The sequence below is a fragment of the Pseudoalteromonas sp. SWYJZ19 genome (assembly GCF_015864375.1).
Lineage (GTDB): Bacteria > Pseudomonadota > Gammaproteobacteria > Enterobacterales > Alteromonadaceae > Pseudoalteromonas > Pseudoalteromonas arctica.
Window position 1 is genome coordinate 174,493 of sequence record NZ_JADYXI010000005.1, and the last position, 24,320, is coordinate 198,812.

Consider the following 24,320-nt stretch of genomic DNA (forward strand, 5'->3'; position numbering starts at 1 on the left):
GCAAACCTTGGCTAACATCAAGTCTGCAAAAAAACGCGCTATCACAAGCGAAAAAAACCGTCAGCACAACGCAAGCCGTCGTTCAATGATGCGCACTTACTTCAAAAAAGTAATTGTTGCTATTGAAGCGGGCGATAAAGAAGCTGCACAGCAAGCTTTTTCTGTTGCTACACCTATCCTAGACCGTTACGCAACTAAGGGTCTAATTCACAAAAACAAAGCAGCTCGTCATAAGAGCCGTATAGCAGCTAAGATTAAAGCTCTATAATTTGTTTTTGATAGAATATAAAAAACCGGCTTTTGCCGGTTTTTTTTTGTTTAAATTTTAAATGTACTTACTTTATTAGACATTTTCTAAATCTGGATAAAACTTCTTAAGCATTGCCGCTATTTTTTTAGGTGTAAATGGCTTTACTACAAACCCTTTAGCGCCTTTATCAATTGCATCCTTAACATTCTCAATACCTGAATGTGCAGATACCATAACCACATTTGTCTCTGGGCTTAATTCATTGATTTGTGCAATCAAATCTTTACCATCACCGTCTGGCAATTCAATGTCTAAAAAAATGATATTATAATTTGCAGCTTGGCACTCACTAATACATTGTGAGGCAGTAGATGCTTCCTTTACGTTATCTATCCCTAAGTGCATGAGCGTTTGGCTCAAAAAACTACGCACTGTGCTAACGTCATCTACAATTAAAATTGATAGCTGCGTATTCATCTTTATTCCTCGTAGGCTATAAGCTAACTTTAAGTTATCATAATAATTAGCTTAGTATATAAATTTACTCATTTAATTATAGAGACCTACGGAAAAAAGGCCAGATTTGCTTTATGTCTAAAACCCCAAATAAACAATCGTTGCTAGGTAAAGCACCGGCAAGAAAAAAAACAGCGCAAAAAAGAAAACCTCAGCGTTCTACTCAGCGCCCTTCACCTGGCGAGTTAAATTCCAGTGCAAAGAATGATATAAGCCAAAAAACAACGCAAAAAAAAGGACTGTTTATATCACTCGCTGTCGTTGCTGTAATAATTTTAGCTTTTCCAAAACCTACCTTACTCACCTATAAAAAATTAGGGATGGTAAGTGAGAGTGTTTACTGGCCCGGATTCTTTGGCAAGGGGGCTACTTTAATTGATTCAAACCTACACCCCACCTATGATTCTAGCCGTGAGTCCCTTTATTTATGCAGTGACTTACAAAAACCGCAGAGCTGCCAAAAGTATCAAGTAATTGCTGATAATGGTTTATTTTCAGCAATCGGTAGCTACTTTTAGCATTAAAAAAACTAATCTGAAAATTTAAAATTACTTGGTTGAAAGGTGCGCAAAAGATCAACATAATGGCGCTCCTTTTTTCAACAACTGAACTATTGAAACGACCATGCTAAACGAGCTAGATTGGCTTTTAAATACTACACTACTTGCACTAGGTTTAGGTGCATTCTTTATTAACCAGATAACACTGCTGCGCGTTGCCGCCATTAGTGCGTGTGGTTTATTATTCTTATCATTTAGCTTAGATCTTATGTCGTCGAGTGTTATTTCAAATATGAGTTTAGTGTTGATCAATACTTTTTACTTGTTTAAAGTTTATACATTTGGGCAATTTAATGTAACCCAAAGTTAACAACTTTTCCCTAGAATATTTAATAGCCCAGCATTACTGGGCTTTTTTTTGTTAAGAATTTAAAAATATTAAAAAGCACTTTCAATCAAGATGAAAATTAGAGCTTCAGGGGCACACAAGCACTACTGTGAAAATAATGCTTGTATACTGCTAAAAAGAGTCACGAGAAGAAACACGAAAAAAGAGGAATACATAGTAAGTAGGTTAGTCCGCTATTGTTAACTCGCTTTGGGTTTGTATTTTAGAAGGAGTATCCTCGGCATTAGCCTGATTAAACCAAGCTGAAACACCAAGTATAATAATTGAAATAATAACTAGGCTTAATTTAACGCCACTTTGACTCGATTTCATAACACCCTCTTTGTATTTTTTATTAGTGAGAATACCTTTTACACTAATGAAAATTACAAATGTTAACAAGCTGTTTTTTAAACTAATTAGCTATCAGCTAATAACCTTTAGTTCTATCTATTGGATTATTAAGTACTAACCCCTTATTCAAGCATTCAATATTATCGGCTATTTGCTCTATAACACTATTTAAATCAGAAATCGCCGCGCAATGTGGTGTAAGCGTTATTTTGGGGTTTCCCCAGTAAGGGTGATTCGACGCTAAAGGTTCTTGATCAAATACGTCGAGTGTAGCTGCGCGTAAGCTATCGTTATTTAATGCACTTAGTAAGTCTTGCTGAACAACATGAGCACCGCGTGCCACATTAATAACAACAGCATGTTTAGGTAGCTTTGCGAGCATTGAGTGATTAATAATGCCTGTCGTTGCTTGCGTAAGGGGTAATAGACATACAAGGTAGTCAACATCAGAAAGCATACTATTGAGGCCTTCCTCGCCATAAAAAATTTCGACATTAGTCGCGTTTTTATTACTTTGCGCCCAGGCACTTACCTTAAAGCCATTATTTATAAGCTTTTGCGCGCATGCTTTACCTAATTCACCAAACCCAAGTATGCCGACATGTTTATTACTATGCGCCCGCTTTGGCTTCCATGTTTGCTGTGTTTGTTTAATGTAATACTCTTTTAAACGTAACTTTTGAGCTAACACATGTGTCAGTACATATTCCGCCATATCTTCAGCTAGTTGCATGTCAACAATACGTACTACTTCAACACTTTCGTCGAGTAATGTTAAATCGATACTGTCTACGCCAGCACCAAATGACGACACAGCCTTTAAGTTAGGTAGCTGTGGCCACATAGATTCTGGCGCTTTCCACGCAAGTACAAAATCCACATCATGTGCGTTTTTGCAATCAGGCCATTGCTCTATCAGCGTATTTGGTAATCGCTCTTGTAACTTCGTTATTAGTTTTGTGTTGTCACGCCCAGTTATAGCAACCAATACCGACATAAATTCTCCTAACAATACACAGTTTATAAGTTAGCACTTTAAAAAGTCACACTACTGCAAAGTAACTGTCACACCCTTTTTTTAATCTTACATGTATGGCGAATAGCCCAAACGGAATATGAGGTTAATATGATAAGTGTTGATAAAGTAATTGCTGCAAACTTACCACAACTAGAGAACTCTCCAAAAGTAAAAGGTTTAGTAAAAAAAGGCCTAGGCTACTTATTACATGAACAAGAGTTTGTTGCTTTTGGTGATGCCTACCCTCACCTACAAGGATTAGAATTTGTTGAACAAGTGCTCGATGAACTCAATTTTGATACGCGCTATAAACCTAAGCAGATAGAACATATTCCTAATGAGGGTAAACTTGTTATCGTTGCTAACCACCCTATTGGTTCATTAGATGCTTTAGCACTGATTAAAGTACTTTCAACTGTAAGACAGGATTTAAAAGTAGTGGCAAACCGCATGTTGATGTCGGTTACTCCAATGCACTCACTTTTACTCCCCGTAGATAACTTATCAGGCATGAGTAAGAAACAAGAGCTTAGTAATATACAAAACCATTTAAAGGATGAAGGCGCATTACTTATATTTCCGGCAGGAGAAGTATCGCGATTAGGGCCAACAGGTATTAAAGACTGCAAATGGAATAGTGGCTTTTTACGTATGGCAAAAAAAGCTAACTGCCCTATTTTACCTATTTATATTAAAGCCAAAAACAGTCCACTTTTTTATGGCACATCAATGATTTATAAACCTTTAGCAAGTTTACTATTAGTGGCCGAAATGTTTAAGCAGCGCCAAAAATCTTTAGAGTTTGAGATTGGCGCCTCTATCCCTCCTGAATCTTACTTAATAGAAAATCTTAAAGATAAAGAAGTTGTAAACCTCATCCGTAAACAGCTTTATAGGCTTACAACAAAAAAAGCACTGCCGCTAAAAACACAAACACCTATCGCTGTTCCCGAGTGCAGAAAAGAGCTAAAAAGAGCAATTGAGCAATGCCAACTACTTGGTAAAACGCAAGACGGTATGCATATTCATCTATACCAATATACTGGTAGCTCACCTATTTTTAGAGAGTTAGGGCGCCTGAGAGAAATAGCATTTAGAGCAGTCGGTGAAGGTAGTGGTAAGCGTCGTGATATAGATAAATACGATATGGATTACCAACACCTTGTACTGTGGGACCCAATGCAGCTAGAGCTGGTAGGTGCTTATCGATTAGCCTGTGCACAACAGATAATACAAAAATATGGCCGCGAAGGTTTGTATACTGATAGCTTATTTTCTTATACCGACGCTATGACGCCCTATCTAAAACAAGGAATTGAGCTTGGTAGAAGCTTTGTACAGCCTAAATATTGGGGACGTAAGAGCCTCGACTATTTGTGGTATGGCATTGGCGCTTTTATAAAAAGCTATCCACAGTACAGATACTTGTTTGGTGCTGTAAGTGTATCAAATGCTCTACCCGAGCAAGCAAAAGCCATGCTCGTTTATTACTATCAGCATTACTATAAAAGTGGTATTGAATTAGCTACGCCTAATAATGAATTTAAATTAACTGAGCAACAGCTAACCCAGTGCAATACTCTTTTTTGCGGCAATGACGTAAAAGAAGATTTTGTAGAGTTAAAGCATGTGTTAGCTAATATGGGGGCTCAAGTCCCTACTTTATTTAAACAATACACTGAACTTTGTAAACCAGGTGGCGTGCAATTTTTAAGCTTTAGTATTGATCCCGATTTTAATAATTGTATTGATGGATTGGTATTGGTCGATCTTAAAAATGTAAAAGAAAACAAAGCCAAACGTTATTTAGAATAACCAATAATAAGAGAGTGCTTTATATTTATAAAGTACTCGATTTATATTTAATTATTTATAAATATCTGCTCTAGTAAAGTTGTATAAATAGCTTCAATTTTAAGTAAATCACTAATAGATACGTGTTCATTAGCTTGATGAATCGTATTGTTTCGCACACCACATTCAATAACTTGAGTATGGGGGCTGGCAAAAAATCGTCCATCTGATGTCCCTCCATTTGTACTTAGTAATGGGTAACTTGAAGTGTTTTTGTAAATAGCCTGCTCAATATGAGTAAGTAAACTCCAACCCGTATTATGGCTTGTATAATAAGGCTCGCATGGGCGTTCCCACTCAATTGTAAAATGCTCAGCAAACTTGTTTAGGGTATTCATTAATTGCGTTTTAACTGCTGCACTACTGTAACCGTGGCTATAACGTACATTAAATGTAATCTCACAATGACTTGGCACTAAATTATCGACCACATTATTTATGTTAATTCCAGTCACTTGTAGTGTGGTTTTTGAGCTAGCCACATCGAGTAACCAGATCTGATCACTCAAGCTATTTACTATTTTTGCAGCAATATGAGCAGCATTGAGTGTGTTTTGAGGATAAGCTACATGACCTGCCTTACCAGTAACTAAAATCCGAGCTGAAAGCGCACCACGACGGCCATTCTTAACCGTATCGCCAACTTGTGCCACACTTGATGGCTCCCCGACAATACAGCCATCTAATACAACACCTTGCTTGGCAAGCTTATTAACTATTTCTTGAGAACCAAATTCAGCCTCTCCCTCTTCATCTGACGTGATAAGCCAGTAAAGTGTCCCTGCTTTAGCGGATTTACTATTAATTAACTTTTTTGTGGCGCTAAGCATGGCGGCAACACCCCCTTTCATATCGGCCGCCCCTCTACCGTATATTGCATTATTGCGCACTCGCCCTTCAAAAGGAGGACTTAACCAACCGCTACTTGTTGCTGGTACTACATCAATGTGCCCTGAAAAGGCAACACATGGGCCATCTTTGAATTTTATGCAGGCAATTAAATTGGTTACACCATTTATAGTAAATTGCTCGCAACTTAAACCTAAATCCACCAATTTATCTGCAAGCCAATCAATTGCACCCGCTTGGTTAGGGGTTACTGATTCAAAGCGAATTAGTGTTTGTAAGTGCTCTACAACTTCTTTTTGAATATCCGTTGTTTTTGATTTTTTTTCGAATGCTTCTAAAAACATGTTAAACACACTTTATTATTTAATGTGCCTTTATTAAAACGTGAGTTTATGACTAAGCGATGTCAGCCTTAATACATTCATATGACTGTTGATGAAATAAATATGTCAATCTTTTCAAAAGCAGAACGACGCTAAATTTAATCTAAATCAATAAAGCACTCCACAAGGTTAAAATGTTTTTTAAACTTTGATCTAGAACAGGTTTTCATTTTTATTGCTCGGTAATAATAGCGCCAATCAAACAGTAGTTCTTGGAGAACAACATGAAAACTCAAATTAGCATCGCATTATTAACCTCTTTATTAGCACTATCTCCAGCTGCACACGCTAACTTTAGCGTAAATGTTGGCGCTATTAACGTAAACCCTGATAATAGTAGCTCAGCAATTAATGAAGCATCTACGCTGGGCCTTAAAGGTGATTCAGATACTCAACTAGGTATCACTGTAGATTATGCATTTAACGATCAATGGGTGTTAGAACTAATAGCAGCAACACCTTTTTCACACGATGTGAATGGCGCAGGCGGCTTAGCAGGCAACAAAATTGCAGATATAAAACAGCTTCCTCCTTCTTTAGTTGCGCAATACCACTTTTTAGACACAAGTTATGCGCTAAGACCTTTTATAGGCGTAGGCATAAACTACACTGCATTTTTTGATGAGCAACCTTCTCAAGCACTTAAAGCGACGCTAGGAACAGACGATGTAGAAGTAAAATTAGATGATTCGTTTGGCTTTATGGCTCAGGTAGGTGCTAACTATAAAATTGATGCAAACTGGGGTCTACACGCCATGGTATCAATTATGGATATTGATACCGATGCCACTGTTTATGCTAATGGTGCAAAAGCACTTACATCAACTGTTGAGCTTGACCCCGTTGTTGCTATGTTCGGTGTTAGATACAGCTTTTAAAGCATATATAAAGTAGTACGTAGTTACCCAATTACAATGTGTGTTAAAAGGCCGAAAGGCCTTTTTTTCATTTGTAGAGATTAGGGCAGGTTACTTAACTTTTTCTGCTCTAGCATTTCTTTCCAGTGCATAACTTCACTTGGCAATATAGGTGTTTGGCCATCAAAACCAGCCACTTCAAGCATTTCTTCAATACTTATAATACCTTTTTTACTTTTAAATACACCGCGTACATAAGCAATAGCATGTAAGCCTCGTTCTGAGTGAAACTTTTGCTCAATATAAAAGTATTTATGATCCCATCCAACTAACTTAGTACTTATTGTATATCGCTGCATAGGCTTAATATCACGAATATAAGTAATAGCAGTTGCGTTAACAATCGGAAACCAGCGACGCTTCATTATTTGTTTAAGCAAGCCAACGCGCTCAGTCATCCAAGTTCGAGATAAATCCATCATCGCGAGGTAACGTGAGTTTGTTAAATGTAAATTAATGTCACAATCAGTAGGTAGAGCTTTGTAATCAATATCTACCGTATCAAGTAAATTTTGATATTGCTTGTTACGTTTAATTTTAAAAAACAATAATAAAAGTCGAATATATAGGTTCACAAAAAAGGTCTTACCAGTTAAATTTATTCGAGTGTAGCATAGCCCCTTACGAAGACGAATATTCTACTTTAATCTTAAATCACTATTACAATAAAAAGATAACTCATGAAGTCAAAACTAAAAATTATTACTGCGCTAACTCTATTAGTGCCTAGTTATAATGCTTTTGCCGATTTTTCATTACCGGGTAAAGGCTCTGTTACTTACCCTACTGGTGTAGTTAAAGAATTTAAATTTGGTTTTGAATGGCAGCAAAAAGCTGAAAAATTCACTATTGGCTCTAAAAGTTACAATATGGAGCAGATCCCTAGCTCTTACTCGGTAGCTATAACGCTTTCAAAAGATGACAGCCAAATATGGGTGCAAGAATTTAATAATGGATTTATTGAAGAGTTTGAATGGCAAATTGGCGGACATAAGATCACTTTAAAAAAGCAGCAATTTAGCGACCCCGTAAAAGGCGATTATGTTATTGAACTTAATGGCCGTAGCTATTTTTTCACTCGTAATAACGCCAGCATTGTAATGAACTTTAACGAAGAAGGTATCGAGACGATTGCAATTGACGGGGTAACAAAAAATATGGGCACTAAAAATTAGTCCCCATATTTTAATTTATTTAGGCCAATTACACTTTTACTGTTTTTCGGTTAATACCGTAATCACGTAACTTATTAGCTACCGCGGTGTGACTTAGGCCCAATCGCTTAGCTAACTGACGTGAGCTTGGATAAGCTGGGTAGAGTTTGCGAAGTAAAGTCGCTTCAAAACGTTTAACAGCTTGATCTAGTGAGCCTTCAAAATCAGACTCTAAATACCCTAAATCATGGGTAAAAGTTGGTAACTGTAAATGCTCTACGCGAAGCTCGCTATCATCTAGTAACGACACTGCGCGGTAAATTGCATTTTCCAGCTGACGAACATTTCCTGGCCACGGATACTCTTGTAAAAAGCTCAAACACTCTTGTGATAAAACAGGAATTGCATGACCATTTTGTTGCGCATATTTTTGAATAAAATGCTCTGCAAGTGGTCCTACATCTGCTTTTCTATCTCTTAGTGGCGCTATTTCTAAAGTAAGCACGTTTATACGGTAATATAAGTCTTCTCTAAAAACCCCTTCTTGTACCATTGCAGGTAAGTCTTTTTGAGTAGCGGCAACAATACGTACATTTACTTTAACTTCGTTCTCATCGCCTACTTTTCTAAACGTACCATCTTGTAAAAAACGCAGTAACTTAGTTTGTAGTTGAGTCGACATTTCGCCAACTTCATCTAAAAATACAGTTCCACCATCGGCTTGCTCTAATACACCGCGCTTTGGCGCTGCATTTTCTTCGTACCCGGCATAACCAAATAACTCAGACTCAGCAACATCATCAGGAAGTGAAGCACACGACAGTGCAATAAAAGGTTTAACAGAACGATTAGATGCGTAATGGCACGCTCTAGCTAATAACTCTTTACCTGTTCCTGTTTCACCAGTAATCAAAATAGGGGCTTCTAGTTGCGCCATTTTGCGTGCTTCGCGCACAACTCGGCGCATTGCCGTACTAAAGTTATGAATAGTAGCGAAGCTTTCTTGCCCGTAACGTCTAAATGCACTGACTTGCTGCCCTAACCGACTTTGCGATTTAATGTTAATAACCGCACCAGCAAGCACATCACCTTCACTACCTTGAGGCACTGCAATTGGCAAAATGTCTGCAATAAAATCCTCACCAGCAACTTCAACGCGAGTAGTTTGTCCGAGTACTTCTTTACCTTCTAACCAGCGTGTAAAGTTAAAGCCTTTAAGCAGGTTATTAATATTTGCACCAATCACGTCTTTTTCAATTAGCTGTAAGTCTTTACATGCTGCATCGTTACATAAACGCACCCAGCCTTTAGCATCAATAGAGATAACCCCATCAGGCAATGCACGTAGTAAAGTATTTAATTCGTTGTGTTCACGCTCAGATGGTAAAAATGCAGTGGTACGCACATCATGTACGCCGTCGATTAAACGTATCGATGGCATAATTTTTTGGAATTGTTCAAATTCAATTTCGGGAAAACTAACGTACATACGACAATTTACAGAATCGACTTCAATTCCTTTCAAATCAACGCTGTAGTTAACTAATATATTAAGGATTTCTTGAGCAATACCAATTCGATCAGCACAGTGAATATCTAGACGCATACATCCTCAAAGAAGGAAAAACTATATTAGCCGAATAATACGCTAAGTCGCTTTGAGAAGGTAGTTTATTGTAAACATTTTTGGACAAAATAGCTTTTAGAGCCAAAGGGTGGGATGTAATTAAACGAAGAAAAACAGCACTGATATCTATATTTAACTATACCAGTGCTGTTTATTAAATCTTATTATGAGACTACTTACCTTGTGGGTAAGCTGACCAATCACCACCATCTAATTGTATGAATGGTCTTTGGTTAACATACATCATTATTGTGCCTTCATTTTCAGCAACTTTAGGTGCTTTAGGTAGGTTTTCAAGTAAATTAGCAACACTATTATTCCCACCAAACACATCAGTTTGCAGCGTCTTACTTACCAGCTCTGAAAGCGCAAAGTAACTTGTTGAATCATCAACCACAATTTGCGAGTAGTTTTGTACGTCTGGGCCTATAAATTTAATCGCTACAGGTACAGACACAATCGCAGGACTAGGGATTTCGCGTAACCCTGCAAATTGTACTTTATCACCTTTTAAGTTAGCGCCGTGTTCAGGCACTATCATTAACATAACGTTGCGACCACGCTTTTCTAATTTTTTTACAAATTGGTTAATATCAGCAAACAAGTTTTTATGTCTGATTGGGTATGTCTCTTTACTATTCACCCTTGGTTGATTCTCTAGCTGATTACCGTCATGTAAACTTGTGGTGTTGTAGTACATCGCACACGGCTTACAATCATCAGCTTGCTCTAACCAACCATCCAGCACAGCTTCATCTGAGTAAATAGGGCTATTATCAAAACCTCGAAGCGCCACTGGCATTGAATCGATATTAAATGGCGTGCTATCTAGGCCACCGTACTTATTTATTAAACCTTTAAACTCATCAAAATGTCCGTCGTGATTCATCACAACATTATTTTGATAACCTAGTTTTTCTAGGTTTTTAAACAAGTAACATTGTTCAGGTGCCTCTTTAAATAATGCCGTTTGACTAGTTTGGCCACAACTAGCGCGCAGTAGCCTTACCGCAGCTGGTCCGCTGTATGATGTAGCCGAGTTAAAGTCTGAAAACACCACATCAAAGTCTTTATACATATCAGTAACACTTACACCAATAGCATTTAAATCAGCAACAGCCATTGAGCATATGTTCAAAATAATTACATCAAACAGTTCACCATTTACTTGGCTTGGAAAGTGACTCATTAATAAGCTTTGTTGTTGATAAAAATCAGCTAATTTTTGATCAGGAGATTGTGCTGCCTGAGTGATCACTTGTGTTTGAGGATTACTTTGACTCTGTGTAACCGGCTCAGGGTTAGCCACATTATTAACGAATTGTGATTGAGAGTTACCCCCTTGCCATCCTACAACTAACAGCCCGACGATAGTGACTGTTGTAAAGCGTATCCATTGCGATGTATACCAAAAACACACACTAATTACGAACAAAGCCAATAACATATCAATGTTAATAACACGGGTTAATAACTCAATAAAATAACCAAAACTAAAATCTTGAACGTTACCCGCTTGTTTAGTCAACCTGTTTATTGGTGGCAACCATGAGTCTTGGTAAAGTAATACCACAGCAAACACAGCACCTACTATATGTTTTGCCTTCTCTATTAATGGCTGTTTAAATTTAATCGCAAGCAACGCAGCAAAAGCCGCATTAGTTAATACGTTAAAATCAATTGCACCATAATAAAACAGAGCAAACTTAACTAAAAAATAAAGGTTCCAAACCCCTAAACCTGATAATTTCACTTCTTATCCTTTTTTACTGTATTTGGTGTATAAGGCTCTAGTACTTCATGTTTAAAAGTAAGCTTATAATAATATTTTGTTATTTGAGATAAAATGTATTTGCCTAGCATACAAAGCACCGCGCCAAGCACCATTGCAAGAAACACGGTAATTAAAAGCTGATTCATACTCATAAGTTATCTCTTAATTTCATTATAAAAGGCTTAGCATCTGGGCGGCTTTTGCTAGAAAATTCAGGTGTGTTAATATTTTCAGTAACGCTGTTTGCTATATCAGGTGCAAATTTATAGCTATCATTCTCGGCAAGTTTTTGCGAGAAATCTACAACACTCTTACCTTTATAAAAACGCCTTAATTGTTTACATTCTTGTTGAATGTAAAAGTGATCAGAAATTACATTTTGCTGTACAAAAAAATCGCTTGTTTTTAATTTAAACAAATGCTTAATTGCATTATCAACGTCATTCTCTCTACAAGCATGCAGATATAAATAAACTGTATTATCTGCAATACTAAATACATCACCTTCGCGCTTAATATGAAATAAATGCAAAGGGTGAATAGGGTCTATTCTTGGCAGTAGTTCAAGCTTCACTAGCACACCACTCACACCTAGATTAACGGCTGAGTCACTATGAATTTCTACTTGTTTTGTAAACTCAATGAAAGGTAAATACCCCTTTGAAAAGGTATTTTCAGTGTATTTTAACACATCTTCAACAGAGGGAGGTAAAGGTCTTGAAAACTGAAAACCTTGAATAGATTGAACTTGTGAGAGCAACCGAGAAGGCTCTGAAAAACTATATAAAATAAGGTTTACACCCAAGGTTAAAAATAAGCATTCATCTTGATGACGAATTACACCGTCTACATTTTGAATAACAAGTTTTAACCAGCGTCCACAGTTTTTTCTAAGCTCAAAACACTGCTTACCTAATAACGCTAAATCGGTATAACGCGTTACTGCAAAAATTAATGTAGCTGCCTCTACCTTTGGGCCTTTATTAAATAAGTCATTATTATCTTTCACACTTTTATAGTGCATCGGTAGTTTAGTACCTTCGGGCACCGCACCTTGCACTAGCCATACATCATCTTCATCAGAAAAATCTGAACTTTTAGCAGTTTTACTCTCGCTTATTATTCCCTTTTGAACAACAAACTGGTTTTTACTTAGCAATAACTGATAATGTTCACCAGCGATAACACCGGTACTATGACGCCAGTAGTCATATTCAAGTACTCGCACCGCAGCATCGTTATCAACAAAAACTAGTCCATCAAATACATTGTTTAATCGTCTAACTAAAAAACGATAATTAGCAATATCAGGTCCAGATATTAAGAGTAATAATGTAGCACCCGTCTTTTGAGTGAAATCTCTATACTCTTTCATCATCAGCTCTAAGCTTTTTTCGCTAGCACTGTTTAGCTGTGTTGTACTAAAGTGAACAAAAACAAGTGCCGTGTTTAGACGTTTATAAGCACTGATTTCTTTTATAATAGCTGAATTAATTTTCTCAATTGAATAATGCTGTGTTTGTGGGGCCAACGAAAAAGGGTGAACTCGATTATGTTTATAAGCATAGTTTAACGGTGCAGAAAAAGAAGAATCAAAAAATGACTCAATCTCTTGGGAAACTATATATATATCATTAGCCAAGCTTTGGTTAATTGAATGTAACGCCAATTCGATTGAAAAATTGTCTAAAGGGGCTAAAACAGCGTAACTTGAAGCCCATTTTAACTCTTTTGCAGCAGGCTCTAATCCCGTTATGTTAAAGTTATGCATTTAAAACGCCCTATAAAAAATACTTTTTTACTAGTTTTAACCGTTATTCTATATATAATAGCCAAATATTGTCCACATTTAATCAAAATAATTAACGTAACTGTTAAGGTAAAGATGAACAACTTAACATCTAAAAACTCACAAACGTTAACATCAAGCGACATAGAAAACCTTGCACTGCGTTTTGGTGGTAAAAGTGATGACTACATAGAAATTGTAAACAAGCAGCAAAATAATAATACAATTAATAAGTACGCATTACTTAAAGAAATAAACAACGAACTAAACATGTAAGCTAGTTCAATTAACAATAGGTAAAACATCAGTTGCAAAGAGTTTTCATTAAAGGTGTCAAAGGCGGTTTAGGCAGTACCTCTGTGGTTGCAAACCTAGCGTGCGTACTAAAAAAATCTGACGTTGATGTTATTGCAATCGATCTAGATGCAAAAAGTGACTTAGGTTTACATTTTGGTTTGCCATGGAAATACACCAAAGGCTGGAGTAATGAAGCAAGCTTTGAAGATGCAATTGCGCATTTTCACCAAGATAACGATGGCATTGTATTTTTACCATTTGGTGATAGTGATGACACGAGCACCAATAGCATCACTAAAATGGTCGATAAATGCAAAAACCTAAATTATAGTGACGAAGCTTGGGTGCTTTTTGACTGCCCTTCACATATTAATATTTCTCATTATCCGTTAGAAAAAAAAGATATTGTTATTGAACTGGTAAATTGTGATGCTATTTGTCACAGCTTAATTTATAGGCGCCTACAAACACTCAAAAATTCAGATACCGACTGGAAGCATTACTTTTTAGTTAACCGATATAACTCTGCATCTACGCTAGAATTTGACTTGTTTTCTCTATGGCAATCAACGCTTCCGCTTATGGCTCCTTTTTTTATTAACAGTGACGAAGTTATTAAAGAGTCAACCGCATACAGAAATGTAGCGCTTAACTGCGCGCCATATAGTGTCGCAAATGATGACTTTGAAACGCTAGCTGGTTGGCTAGTTAGTAAAGTAGCCTTATAAAATGAGTATTACATTATTTTATCAGCGCCCTATCCACTGTACTTTATACTTGCTGCTGAGCATTTTATTTACTGATAAGTTAGTTCGGTACATATTATTTAAGTTTCACAGCTACTTTAATCAACATAAAGTAAATGTAATTGAAGCTTTCTTAATGCCTTTTATTACACTTTTAAGCTCGCTATTTATAAACATTAAACAGCATAAAATCAGCTTTGAGTTTACCCTTTATGACTACTACCCTCATTTAAGGTTGCCTTATCGAACCTATATTTACTCAAATATATTACGCTTTGTTATCCAAAGTATTTTTTTAGTATTTTTTAAAAACCAGCTTAAACCGAGTTCTGTAAAAGAAGATGCGGTTAATTATTTTTATGATGGCGTTAGTTACCTTTTAAGGCAATTACGTTGGTTTGATTTAAAGTTAGGTAAACTATTAAAGCGCCTACTATCAAAAAACAAAAAAGGTCCTAAAAAGAGTGCTTTTAAAGCGATGGCTGATGCACGTGTATGGCAAAATAAATTAGTTAAATACGTCATCCTCGCGTTTATTTTATTTTTATTAGCAATATTCATTACAATTCCTTTTAGCTTGGAAGCTCAAGCCGTTTTTATAAGTTTTATTTTATTAGTTGCGTATGCACTTAAGCGAGTAAAAGGCCAAATGGCAACCATTGTCATGATCACCTTGTCAGTAACTACGTCTTCTCGTTATTTATGGTGGCGTTACACTGAAACTTTAAACTGGGATGACCCGCTTGCACTTGCGCTAGGTGGGGGCTTATTACTTGCTGAAACGTATGCCTGGCTTGTGCTTATTTTAGGTTTTTTTCAAACAATTAATCCACTTGAACGAAAACCAGTTCCTTTGCCTAAAGACACTGACTTGTGGCCAACAGTTGATGTATATATTCCAACTTATAACGAGCCGTTAAGCGTTGTAAGGCCCACTACGCTCGCGGCTTTAAGTATCGATTGGCCAGCCGATAAACTAAATGTTTACATATTAGATGATGGTAAGCGCTCAGAGTTTAAAGATTTTGCAGCCGAAATTGGAGTGGGTTATTTAGCGCGTTCGGATAACAATCATGCTAAAGCCGGTAATATGAATAGCGCTATGCGCTATACCGATGGCGAATATATCGCAATTTTTGACTGTGACCACGTTCCTGCTCGCTCATTTTTACAAATGACAATGGGGCAGTTTTTAAAAGACAGTAAAGTGTGTTTAGTGCAAACACCGCATCACTTTTTCTCAGCCGATCCATTTGAGCGAAACCTTAATAACCACAGCCAAATTCCTAACGAAAACATGCTGTTTTATGGACTTATTCAAGACGGTAACGACATGTGGGATGCAACCTTCTTTTGTGGTTCTTGCGCCGTATTAAAACGAGCAGCACTTGATGATATTGGCGGCTTTGCGTTTGAAACAGTAACTGAGGATGCACATACGGCTCTTCGTATGCAACGCGCTGGTTATAAAACAGCTTATATAAACATTCCACAAGCCGCAGGCCTTGCTACCGACAGTTTATCAGCGCATATAGGTCAACGTATCCGCTGGGCGCGTGGTATGGCGCAAATATTTAGACTTGATAATCCGTTAATGGGTAAAGGTTTAAGTATTCCTCAACGATTATGTTATATAAATGCAATGCTGCATTTCCTATCGGGTATTCCTCGTATTGTATTTTTAACCGCTCCTTTAGCGTTGATATATTTTAATGCCTACATAATTTATGCCCCTTTTATCGCTATTTTTATCTATGTGGTACCGACACTAATTCAAATAAAAGCAACTAACTCACGCATTCAAGGTAAATACCGTTACTCCTTCTGGGGTGAGGTATATGAATCAGTACTTGCTTGGTACATATTAAAACCAACAACCGTTGCTTTATTTAATCCTAATAAGGGTAAATTTAACGTAACCGAAAAAGGCGGTTTAAATGATGAAGAGCATTACGACTGGGGTATTTCTAAACCGTATTTAATTCTCTTACTTATTAATTTACTAGGCATAATAGTCGGTATATTACGTCTGTTTTTAGGTGACTCAAGCCAGATTGGCGTACTGATAATAAGTATGGGTTGGGCTTTTTATAATATTATTATTTTAGGCGCTGCGGTTGCGGTTGCTGCCGAAGCACGCCAAGTTAGGCACTCGCATCGTATCAAAGCAAACTTCCCTGCCGGCGTTCGTTTAGCAAATGGTCATACTTTAAAAGTAAAAATAACGGATTATTCAGATAACGGTGTAGGTATAGAGACTGAACACGCACATTTATGCCGCGTTAACGATAAAATTGAATTATTAATGAGTCGCGGTAACAAGCAATTTTCGTTTACAACTTATGTATGTAATACCCGTAAAAAACAAATTGGCCTTACACTTAAAGATTTATCGCTAGAAAAACAAAGAGCTTTTATACAATGTACTTTTTCAAGAGCAGATGCATGGCTAGATTGGCAAAATAACTTTAGACATGACCGTCCATCGTATAGCTTTAAAGAAGTGCAAAAAACAAGTTTACGGGGCTTTAGTAATTTACTATTTCATGCTCCAAGAGCGTTACAACCAATAATTAAGTTTATGACTAATACCGTCATTTACATAAATTCATTTACTCCAAAAAAACCGATAGTGCATAATAATTATGATTAAAAAGTTACTTAATACATTTCTAACATTGTTGCTTATTAGTAGCGCATATCAAGTGCTCGCTATCGAGCCTATGCACGACAAAACTATGTTTGTAAATGGCTACCCTGAGAGCGCTCAGGTTTCTAGTTTACGTCTTAGCTTTGAAAAGTTAGGGTTTAACGACTATAAACTCGACGGCGTGAATAATAATTCTCGAGTCGATTTCACAAATAGAATTGATAAATTAAGCACTAATCTAAAGCTTAACTTTTCGTACACCAACTCACCTTCATTGCTGGCTAATGTATCGCATTTAAAAGTTTATTTTAACGATAACTTAGTTACTGTTTTACCTATTAATGAGCAATTAAGTATTGTAAAAAATACGGTAAGTCATAGCCTAGACCTAAATGCTAAATACATTCAAGACTACAACCAAATTCGCTTTGAACTAGTTGGCTACTACGACTTACGATGCCAAGATTACTTTAGCCGCTCAATTTGGACTGAAATAAACAAATCAAGCCATATCACGCTTGATCAAAAACAGTTAGCAATTGATAGCCGCCTTGAATATTTACCAGAACCATTTTTTGATGCTAAAGATTACAACAAATTAAACTTACCTTTTGTATTTGCAAGCACACCTAATACACAAGCAATAGAAGCTGCAGCCACTTTATCTAGTTGGTTTGGCGCACAAGCTGACTGGCGTGGCGCTAACTTTCCAGTAGTTTTAAATAAAGCACCAGAGCAGCACAGTGTGGTGTTTATTACTAATGACTCAAAACCTGATTTTTTAAAAGATTATCCAGATGTTGAAAAGCCAACCGTCGAGCTAATTTCAAGCCCTATTCACAGATACAATAAAATGCTGTTAATTTTGGGGCGTGACGAAAAAGACTTAAAAACAGCGGTCACTGGTCTTGTATTTGGTCATAAAATTATGACTGGCCGAAGTGCAAGCATCGAGGCTATTAACAAACTCCCACTGCGTAAAGCTTATGATGCGCCGAGATGGCTAAGAAACGATCGTCCCGTGCACTTTGACGAGCTTATTGACTACCCAACTCAGTTACAAGCTGAGGGTCTTAACAACGGCCCTATAAAATTAAATGTTCGTTTTGCACCTGATTTATTTACTTGGCGTGAAAAAGGTATTCCTATTACTTTGCAATACCGTAATACGCCAGAGAGCGAAACATTAAATTCACGTTTAAACATGCTAATAAACCAAGAATTTATAAGTGGTTTTTTACTTGATAAAAAAGACACATCGTTAACTACCGCTAAAACGTTGCTTCCTTTAATTGCTAATACAGACACAACGCAAAGCGCTGAAGACTTTTCATTAGACGGTATTAATCTTGCCAGCCGAAATGAGTTAAATTTTGACTTTAGATTTGCAGTACTTAAAAAAGGCGAATGTGCCATTGCTCCACCTGGTGGCGAATACGGAGTAATTGATGGAAACTCTAACATTGATGTAAGTGGGTTTGATCATTACATGGCTTTACCTGATTTAAATGTATTTGCAAACAGCGGATTCCCATTTACAAAATACGCAGACTTACAACAAACTTTAGTATTGATAGATGAAGTTCCATCACCTAAAGCACTATCTGTATTGTTTAATTTAACAGGCCACTTTGGTGCTATTACAGGCTACCCAGCTCATAGAATAAGTGTTGCTCATTTAAATGAAGATGCCAACTTAGATGATAAAGACATCTTAGTAATCGCAAAACCTAATAGCATTGCTAATAACTTAGATGAAGATGCGCAAACTAATATCCTGCTTGATAATAATCAGCGCGCTATAAAACAAGCCATATACAACGGTGCTTACGATGAGCAGACAACAGATAAAGTCCAAGTAAGTATAAAAAGTAGTGGTGATATGGCCGTTATTACTGGCTTTCAATCACCGTTTGATTCAGAGCGTTCAATTGTATCGCTTAGTGCAACATCACAAAAAGCCTTTACTCTACTAGATGATGCGTTAATGAGTTCAGAAGCTCTTGCGCAAATTAAAGGCAGTGCTGCGGTCATAAATTCTCAAGGCATTAAGACAATTAAAACTGATGAACAATATTTTGTTGGTCACATTCCTGTGCATACCCTAATTTGGTTCCATTTATCGGATCACCCATTTGTACTGGCACTATTGTCTATTTTAACACTACTGCTGATCTCATTTATTATATGGCGATTATTACAAGCATTAACATACAAGCGCTTAGCTGAAGGAGATAAGTAATGAAGTCACTCATTAATGTATTTTTTACCGTGATTGCATTATTTACCTTTAATGCCAATGCACAAATAGAGCAATGCCAACCATGGGATGCATGGCAAACGTTTAAAAGTAACTTTATAAGCCAAGATGGTCGCGTTATTGATTTGGGGAGTGAGCAAAAAATCACAACCTCTGAAGGCCAATCTTATGCCTTATTTTTTGCTGTCGTAGCAAATGACAAAGCAATGTTTGACCTAGTCCTGGATTGGACCCAAGAGCATTTATCTGAGGGTGATTTAAGCACTCGTTTACCGGCATGGCAATGGGGTGTTAACAATCAAAATATTGGTGGTATTTTAGATTCAAATCCAGCGTCTGATTCTGACCTATGGATAGCGTATAGCTTATCGCAAGCTGCTATTCTTTGGGATGACCGCCGCTACAGCATATTAGCAGCCGTACTTGCACAGCGAATAATGCGTGAAGAAACAGCCTATATTTCGGGCCTAGGCTTATCATTACTACCTGCTCCTACCGGTTTTGAATTTGATAATGAACGTTTTAAGTTAAACCCGAGCTACTCACCATTATTTATTTACCAGCAGTTTAAAAAGCTCTACCCACACTCCCCTTGGCATCAATTGCACGAAGGCTCAGCAAAGCTAATTTTAGATACAGCAAAGCAAGGTGTTAGCCCTGACTGGGTAATGTATGATGCAAATAACGGTTTTTACTACGATAAAAAAACAAGCGATTTAGGAAGCTACAACGCTATTAGAGTTTATTTATGGGCAAGTATGATGGCAGACAACGCACCTTATAAAAAAGAGCTATTAGCGCAATTTAATCCTTTTATAGAAACAATTAATAAACGTGGTTACGTGCCTTTAAATACTTTTGCTAAGTCAGGAAAATCTGAAAAAAGAGGCCCGCTAGGCTTTAACTCAGCTCTATTACCTTTACTAGCGACTAATAACGATAACTCTACAGTTATGGCAATTCAGCAAAAGCTAATGGTTGATAAATCATTTACCCAGACTCGTTACTACGACAGCGTACTTAACTTGTTTGGTGCAAGTGCTTTAAATAAACGTTTTTCAATTACAGCAGATGGGACGCTACAACCGGTATGGAGCACTGAATGCCGTTAAGGTTTGCCCTAGCTTGCACATTAGCGCTTAGCTCTGGATTAAGCGCTAACACAGTCAACGATATTGATACGCAATCTGTTGATTGGTTACTAAGCCAAATAGGTATTGGTGAAGCACAGCAAAATAATAAACTAGTTGAAGATAGCTTACGAAAGTTAGTTGCTATTGCACCTGCCCGCATAGAAACACAGTGCGCGGTAGCGCGTTATGATTTTGCTAATGGCGAATCAGCGAAAGCTAACCAATTACTAAGTAAAATAGATAATGGGCTTACCAAACAGGCTCCGTGCGTTGAAAAGCTAAAAGTACTTTCTCGTACTGAAGGCAAAGACAAATCTTCAATTCAACAAGCTAGATTACTCGCTCGTGCCGGTCGTTATGAACAAGCTCGCGAAATCTATAATCAAATTTTTAAAAACGTTTACCCTACATTAGATTACGAACTTGAGCATTTAAGCTGGTACGGACAAGACAGCGACCAATGGGAAAGTGTTAAGAAAGGCTATGATAAATTAGCTCAAAACTATCCAAGTATTGCGCAGGTAGAAGTTGCTTATGCACGCCACTTACTTAGGCGTAATCTTACAGATAAGAAAGCTATTGATATTTTAAGTAAATATGGCGCTGGCCCTACTTTTATAAATGAAGTTGAATACATTTGGCTTGGGGCTTTGTCGGAAATGCCTTTAACGAATGATACAGTTAAGCAGTATCAGCGTTATTTCACTCTTTATCCTTTTAGTAGTAAAGGTGAGTTACAATATCAAGATTTTCTAAAAGATTATAAAAAACGCCAAACACTGCTTGCTGATCCTGCCTATCAGCTTTGGGTTAGGGGCGATAGATTACTTGAGAAAAATAAACTTGCCGCCGCAGAACCTCTACTTTTAAAAGCTTTAAGAGGCCGCCCGCAAGACGGCGCTATAATGCGAAGCCTTGGCACACTCTATTTACGCCTTGGTGAAAACCAAAAGTCGTATCAATATTTTACTCGTGCACAAAAGTACACAACTGAGTTCGCTGAGCGTGAAACACTACAAGAGCTTGCAAAAACAGCTAAGCTTTGGCTTTATATACGCGAAGCTAAAAATGCTATTAATAATAAAGAGTTTAAAACGGCTAAGCTTAAGCTCGATTTAGCAGCTACCTTAGGACAAGAAACTAATACCGTAGTATATAACAGAGGTTTATTACAATTTGCTCAAGGACAATATTCACAAGCAGCTCTTACTTATCAAATTGTTTTAAAAAGTGATCCACTTAATAGCAGCGCTTTAATAGGCCTACTTGAAATAGCTGAATTAGAACAAAATGAGCAAGCCCTAACCTCTTTTTATAACGGCCTATCATTTAATCAAAAAAAAATAATTAAAGAATCTTATTCTATCTCTTTAAGCAGTCAGTACCGTGCAAAAGCAAATGCGTTTACGCAGTCAGGAGATTTAGAGCAAGCTGAAAAAGTATTAAAAGACGCTATTGAACTAGCGCCAGAGCAGCCTTGGTTATACTACGATTTAGCCTTTATATATCAACAAAAAGGGCTGACAGAAGAGGCCCGCGCTTTATTTAATAATGTGCTGTGGCAGTTTCCGCTAAATCCTCAGATTCGTTATAGCCACGCGCTCTTTTTACGCTCTCTTGATGACTATCAAGGTGCTCTTAAAACCTTGCAGTACATTCCATTTAAATCCAGAGATAAAGATATTATTGCGCTTGAACAACAGCTGCAACTTAATGAATCTTTAACACAAAGTGAGCGCCACCTTGACGCTAAAGATAAAGCCACTGCGATTTATCATTTAAGTAACTTAGAAGCACAGAGCTTAACACCTGCTATGCAGGCGGAATTATCACGAAGCTGGTATAGAATCGACGAAAAAAAACACGCTATAAAACTTATAAACAAAGCACTGAAAGCTGAGCCTTCGCTTTCTGCTTATTGGCATACACTTTATGGTGAATGGCTTCTAGATCAGGGCGATGAGAATAAAACGAAGCAATGGTTTGAAAATTACGTACTACCAGAGAGCGCCACTGAAAATGAAACAACTCAATATGTACAGCTACAAAATAGCTATATTACTCAGTATTACAATGGTAGTGATTTAATCGCTAAGCTTAACCAGCTGGATCAAAAATATAAAAATACTCCAGCAACAACTACTGCCCTTATTAATGCAAACTTAGCACTTGAACAGCGCGAAGCGGCTGTTATTTTGTATCAACAAAAAGTACAAAACAAAAAAACCATAGAGCCTCAAGCACTACTCGCTATTGCTAATGCATACATAAAACTTGGGGACGACTTTCAAGCAAAAGAAGTAACGCAAAAAGCGATAACGCAAACCACGTCGCAAGAAGGTTATTTACAACGCCAAATCATGTCATCTCTTAATGAGTTTAATTACTCAGGCGATGCACTTTACTTAGCTAAGCAACTTGTTGAAAAGTCACCCAACGATCAAGAACTACGTTATTTAGGTGCTCAAGTAGCCAGTAAGTTTAATGAAACAGAACAAGCACAATCTTGGTATGCACAAACCCTATCCCCTAATCGTACATTAAATGAAAAAGAGCTTTACGGAGCGCTTTTAAAAATAAATGAAAACGATGAATGGTATGTAAACGGTGCTAAACGAGAGCTAGTAAACGAGCAAAACAAAAACCAAGCCTACATTGCCATTGGTGTTAACTTTAGTGGACAAACAAGTACTGAAAGCGAAGCAACACTTGGTGCGGGCTTAGTCCCGATTGAAGCTTATTTTCCACTTTGGCAAGGCCAAGGGTTTATTAAAGTAGACCCTACAACTATTAGCGCACAAACAACGCGCTTTGATGAGCAATTTGCTGGCAGCCGCTATGGACAAGGTGCACTGTGTATTTTTACTTGTTCAATTGATGAAGTAACACCACAAGAAAGTGGTGTAGATGTAGGTATTGGTTGGCAAAATGAAAACTGGCGTATTGATGTAGGAACGACTCCACTTGGCTTTTTAATTGAAGACATTGTATGGGGTGTAAATTACGCAGACAGTTTTGGCGACTTTGGATACAGCCTAGAGCTCGAAAAACGCCCAGTTACAAGCTCAGTACTTTCTTATGCAGGTCTTAAAGATGTAAATACAGGTGAAGTTTGGGGTGGTGTTCGCTCTACAGGCCTAACTGCTAATGTATCGCATGACTTAGGCGGCAAATGGGGTTTTTGGTCAAGCGCCGACTTTACTCTTTATAAAGGTCAAAATGTAAAAGACAACCAACGCTACCGTATGATGGGCGGTACTTATTACCGTGTAATTAGCAATCAAGAGCGTGAATTTACCGTAGGCGCGAGCTTATTACACTGGGCATACAAGTATAATTTAAGTGAAGAAACATGGGGCCATGGTGGTTATTACAGTCCACAAAACTATGTAGGCTTATCTGTGCCACTCACTTATGACGCGCGTTGGGGCGATGATTTTGTTTATCGATTAAAAACCGGTGTTTCTTATTCGCAAACAAAAACTCAGTCTATTGACTTTTTCCCTAACGATGGCGATTTGCAAATAGCTGCATATGATAGAGAGTCAATAACAGGTGTTGATCCTGTATTTGAAGGTGAAACAAGTTCTGGTGTTTCATATAATCTTGAAGGTAGTTTTGAGTATAGAATAACGCCTAATTGGTTCTTTGGTGGTTACTTAGCTATTGATCGCTCTGACTTTTACGAACCAAATTTTGGTCAGCTTTATATACGTTATTACTTTAATCCTGTGTACGGAACACTTGAGTTCCCGGGTACTCCTATTGTTCCTTATGCTGAGTTTTAACTTGGCATAAGGTGATATACCGCGAATACTTCCCCTAGCACTAAGGTATATGTATACTTGAGCGCAATTGTAA

The 24,320-nt window shown here is 37.3% G+C and carries 20 protein-coding genes; 12 read left to right on the forward strand and 8 right to left on the reverse strand.

The window, feature by feature from the left end; all coding sequences use genetic code 11:
- The first annotated feature begins 7 nt into the window (after positions 1-7).
- A complete protein-coding gene (gene rpsT, locus I6F45_RS07100; protein ID WP_002958225.1) occupies positions 8-268 on the forward strand; it encodes a 30S ribosomal protein S20 in 261 nt (86 codons plus the stop codon).
- Between the two features lie 75 nt (positions 269-343).
- On the opposite strand, the gene I6F45_RS07105 is transcribed toward rpsT, so the two are convergent.
- Positions 344-727: a response regulator gene (locus I6F45_RS07105; RefSeq protein ID WP_002958224.1), complete on the reverse strand. Its 384-nt coding sequence runs from the start codon at positions 725-727 to the stop codon at positions 344-346.
- A 113-nt stretch (positions 728-840) separates the two neighbouring features.
- Between I6F45_RS07105 and I6F45_RS07110 the strand changes: the two genes are divergently transcribed.
- Positions 841-1,284 carry a hypothetical protein gene (locus tag I6F45_RS07110; protein WP_101217800.1) on the forward strand — a complete coding sequence of 148 codons (444 nt, stop codon included), beginning with the start codon at positions 841-843 and terminating at the stop codon, positions 1,282-1,284.
- Between the two features lie 106 nt (positions 1,285-1,390).
- Positions 1,391-1,636: a hypothetical protein gene (locus tag I6F45_RS07115; protein WP_002958222.1), complete on the forward strand. Its 246-nt coding sequence runs from the start codon at positions 1,391-1,393 to the stop codon at positions 1,634-1,636.
- Positions 1,637-1,840: 204 nt separating this feature from the next.
- Here the strand turns inward: I6F45_RS07115 and I6F45_RS07120 are convergent, their stop codons facing one another.
- Complete coding sequence (locus I6F45_RS07120; RefSeq protein ID WP_010555113.1) at positions 1,841-1,987, reverse strand: hypothetical protein; 147 nt, start codon at positions 1,985-1,987, stop codon at positions 1,841-1,843.
- A 97-nt stretch (positions 1,988-2,084) separates the two neighbouring features.
- On the reverse strand, positions 2,085-3,005 hold the full coding sequence (locus I6F45_RS07125) for a 2-hydroxyacid dehydrogenase (protein WP_101217798.1): 921 nt from the start codon (positions 3,003-3,005) through the stop codon (positions 2,085-2,087).
- Positions 3,006-3,134: 129 nt separating this feature from the next.
- Between I6F45_RS07125 and I6F45_RS07130 the strand changes: the two genes are divergently transcribed.
- Positions 3,135-4,841: a GNAT family N-acyltransferase gene (locus I6F45_RS07130; protein WP_197160072.1), complete on the forward strand. Its 1,707-nt coding sequence runs from the start codon at positions 3,135-3,137 to the stop codon at positions 4,839-4,841.
- 47 nt (positions 4,842-4,888) lie between these two features.
- Here the strand turns inward: I6F45_RS07130 and dapE are convergent, their stop codons facing one another.
- Positions 4,889-6,073, reverse strand: a complete 1,185-nt coding sequence (gene dapE / locus I6F45_RS07135; protein ID WP_197160081.1) for a succinyl-diaminopimelate desuccinylase — start codon at positions 6,071-6,073, stop codon at positions 4,889-4,891.
- A 263-nt stretch (positions 6,074-6,336) separates the two neighbouring features.
- On the opposite strand from dapE, the gene I6F45_RS07140 reads away from it, so the two are divergent.
- Positions 6,337-6,990, forward strand: coding sequence for an OmpW/AlkL family protein (locus tag I6F45_RS07140; protein WP_197141054.1), 654 nt, complete (start codon positions 6,337-6,339; stop codon positions 6,988-6,990).
- An 80-nt stretch (positions 6,991-7,070) separates the two neighbouring features.
- On the opposite strand, the gene I6F45_RS07145 is transcribed toward I6F45_RS07140, so the two are convergent.
- Positions 7,071-7,604, reverse strand: coding sequence for a thioesterase family protein (locus I6F45_RS07145; protein WP_002958217.1), 534 nt, complete (start codon positions 7,602-7,604; stop codon positions 7,071-7,073).
- A gap of 105 nt (positions 7,605-7,709) precedes the next feature.
- Here I6F45_RS07145 and I6F45_RS07150 point away from each other — a divergent pair, with 105 nt between their 5' ends.
- Positions 7,710-8,204 carry a hypothetical protein gene (locus I6F45_RS07150; protein WP_197141058.1) on the forward strand — a complete coding sequence of 165 codons (495 nt, stop codon included), beginning with the start codon at positions 7,710-7,712 and terminating at the stop codon, positions 8,202-8,204.
- A gap of 28 nt (positions 8,205-8,232) precedes the next feature.
- Here the strand turns inward: I6F45_RS07150 and tyrR are convergent, their stop codons facing one another.
- From tyrR to bcsE, 3 genes are all read right to left on the reverse strand, one after another.
- Positions 8,233-9,789 (reverse strand): transcriptional regulator TyrR, encoded by a 1,557-nt coding sequence (gene tyrR, locus I6F45_RS07155; protein ID WP_010555118.1) that lies wholly within the window; start codon positions 9,787-9,789, stop codon positions 8,233-8,235.
- Positions 9,790-9,982: 193 nt separating this feature from the next.
- Positions 9,983-11,563, reverse strand: coding sequence for a cellulose biosynthesis protein BcsG (bcsG, locus tag I6F45_RS07160; protein WP_197141070.1), 1,581 nt, complete (start codon positions 11,561-11,563; stop codon positions 9,983-9,985).
- A gap of 169 nt (positions 11,564-11,732) precedes the next feature.
- On the reverse strand, positions 11,733-13,355 hold the full coding sequence (gene bcsE, locus I6F45_RS07165; RefSeq protein WP_197141080.1) for a cellulose biosynthesis protein BcsE: 1,623 nt from the start codon (positions 13,353-13,355) through the stop codon (positions 11,733-11,735).
- 114 nt (positions 13,356-13,469) lie between these two features.
- Between bcsE and bcsR the strand changes: the two genes are divergently transcribed.
- The 6 genes from bcsR to I6F45_RS07195 are packed head-to-tail and all read left to right on the forward strand — an operon-like array spanning position 13,470 to position 24,247.
- Positions 13,470-13,649 (forward strand): BcsR/BcsP family cellulose biosynthesis protein, encoded by a 180-nt coding sequence (gene bcsR, locus I6F45_RS07170; protein ID WP_165729048.1) that lies wholly within the window; start codon positions 13,470-13,472, stop codon positions 13,647-13,649.
- Positions 13,650-13,681: 32 nt separating this feature from the next.
- Positions 13,682-14,398, forward strand: a complete 717-nt coding sequence (gene bcsQ / locus I6F45_RS07175; protein ID WP_197141090.1) for a cellulose biosynthesis protein BcsQ — start codon at positions 13,682-13,684, stop codon at positions 14,396-14,398.
- Between the two features lies 1 nt (position 14,399).
- Positions 14,400-17,069, forward strand: coding sequence for a UDP-forming cellulose synthase catalytic subunit (gene bcsA, locus I6F45_RS07180; protein WP_197160083.1), 2,670 nt, complete (start codon positions 14,400-14,402; stop codon positions 17,067-17,069).
- Positions 17,062-19,308: a cellulose biosynthesis cyclic di-GMP-binding regulatory protein BcsB gene (gene bcsB / locus I6F45_RS07185; protein ID WP_197119122.1), complete on the forward strand. Its 2,247-nt coding sequence runs from the start codon at positions 17,062-17,064 to the stop codon at positions 19,306-19,308. Before bcsA ends, bcsB begins: the two co-directional genes overlap by 8 nt.
- On the forward strand, positions 19,308-20,438 hold the full coding sequence (bcsZ, locus tag I6F45_RS07190; protein WP_197160085.1) for a cellulose synthase complex periplasmic endoglucanase BcsZ: 1,131 nt from the start codon (positions 19,308-19,310) through the stop codon (positions 20,436-20,438). Before bcsB ends, bcsZ begins: the two co-directional genes overlap by 1 nt.
- On the forward strand, positions 20,429-24,247 hold the full coding sequence (locus I6F45_RS07195; protein ID WP_197160087.1) for a cellulose synthase subunit BcsC-related outer membrane protein: 3,819 nt from the start codon (positions 20,429-20,431) through the stop codon (positions 24,245-24,247). Before bcsZ ends, I6F45_RS07195 begins: the two co-directional genes overlap by 10 nt.
- The last annotated feature ends 73 nt before the right edge of the window (positions 24,248-24,320 follow it).

Coding starts and splice junctions, on each gene's coding strand:
- I6F45_RS07105 (WP_002958224.1), bottom strand. CDS start 727: ATGAATACGCAGCTATCAATTTTAATTGTAGATGACGTTAGCACAGTG.
- I6F45_RS07110 (WP_101217800.1), top strand. CDS start 841: ATGTCTAAAACCCCAAATAAACAATCGTTGCTAGGTAAAGCACCGGCA.
- I6F45_RS07115 (WP_002958222.1), top strand. CDS start 1,391: ATGCTAAACGAGCTAGATTGGCTTTTAAATACTACACTACTTGCACTA.
- I6F45_RS07120 (WP_010555113.1), bottom strand. CDS start 1,987: ATGAAATCGAGTCAAAGTGGCGTTAAATTAAGCCTAGTTATTATTTCA.
- I6F45_RS07125 (WP_101217798.1), bottom strand. CDS start 3,005: ATGTCGGTATTGGTTGCTATAACTGGGCGTGACAACACAAAACTAATA.
- I6F45_RS07130 (WP_197160072.1), top strand. CDS start 3,135: ATGATAAGTGTTGATAAAGTAATTGCTGCAAACTTACCACAACTAGAG.
- dapE (WP_197160081.1), bottom strand. CDS start 6,073: ATGTTTTTAGAAGCATTCGAAAAAAAATCAAAAACAACGGATATTCAA.
- I6F45_RS07140 (WP_197141054.1), top strand. CDS start 6,337: ATGAAAACTCAAATTAGCATCGCATTATTAACCTCTTTATTAGCACTA.
- I6F45_RS07150 (WP_197141058.1), top strand. CDS start 7,710: ATGAAGTCAAAACTAAAAATTATTACTGCGCTAACTCTATTAGTGCCT.
- tyrR (WP_010555118.1), bottom strand. CDS start 9,789: ATGCGTCTAGATATTCACTGTGCTGATCGAATTGGTATTGCTCAAGAA.
- bcsE (WP_197141080.1), bottom strand. CDS start 13,355: ATGCATAACTTTAACATAACGGGATTAGAGCCTGCTGCAAAAGAGTTA.
- bcsR (WP_165729048.1), top strand. CDS start 13,470: ATGAACAACTTAACATCTAAAAACTCACAAACGTTAACATCAAGCGAC.
- bcsA (WP_197160083.1), top strand. CDS start 14,400: ATGAGTATTACATTATTTTATCAGCGCCCTATCCACTGTACTTTATAC.
- bcsB (WP_197119122.1), top strand. CDS start 17,062: ATGATTAAAAAGTTACTTAATACATTTCTAACATTGTTGCTTATTAGT.
- bcsZ (WP_197160085.1), top strand. CDS start 19,308: ATGAAGTCACTCATTAATGTATTTTTTACCGTGATTGCATTATTTACC.
- I6F45_RS07195 (WP_197160087.1), top strand. CDS start 20,429: ATGCCGTTAAGGTTTGCCCTAGCTTGCACATTAGCGCTTAGCTCTGGA.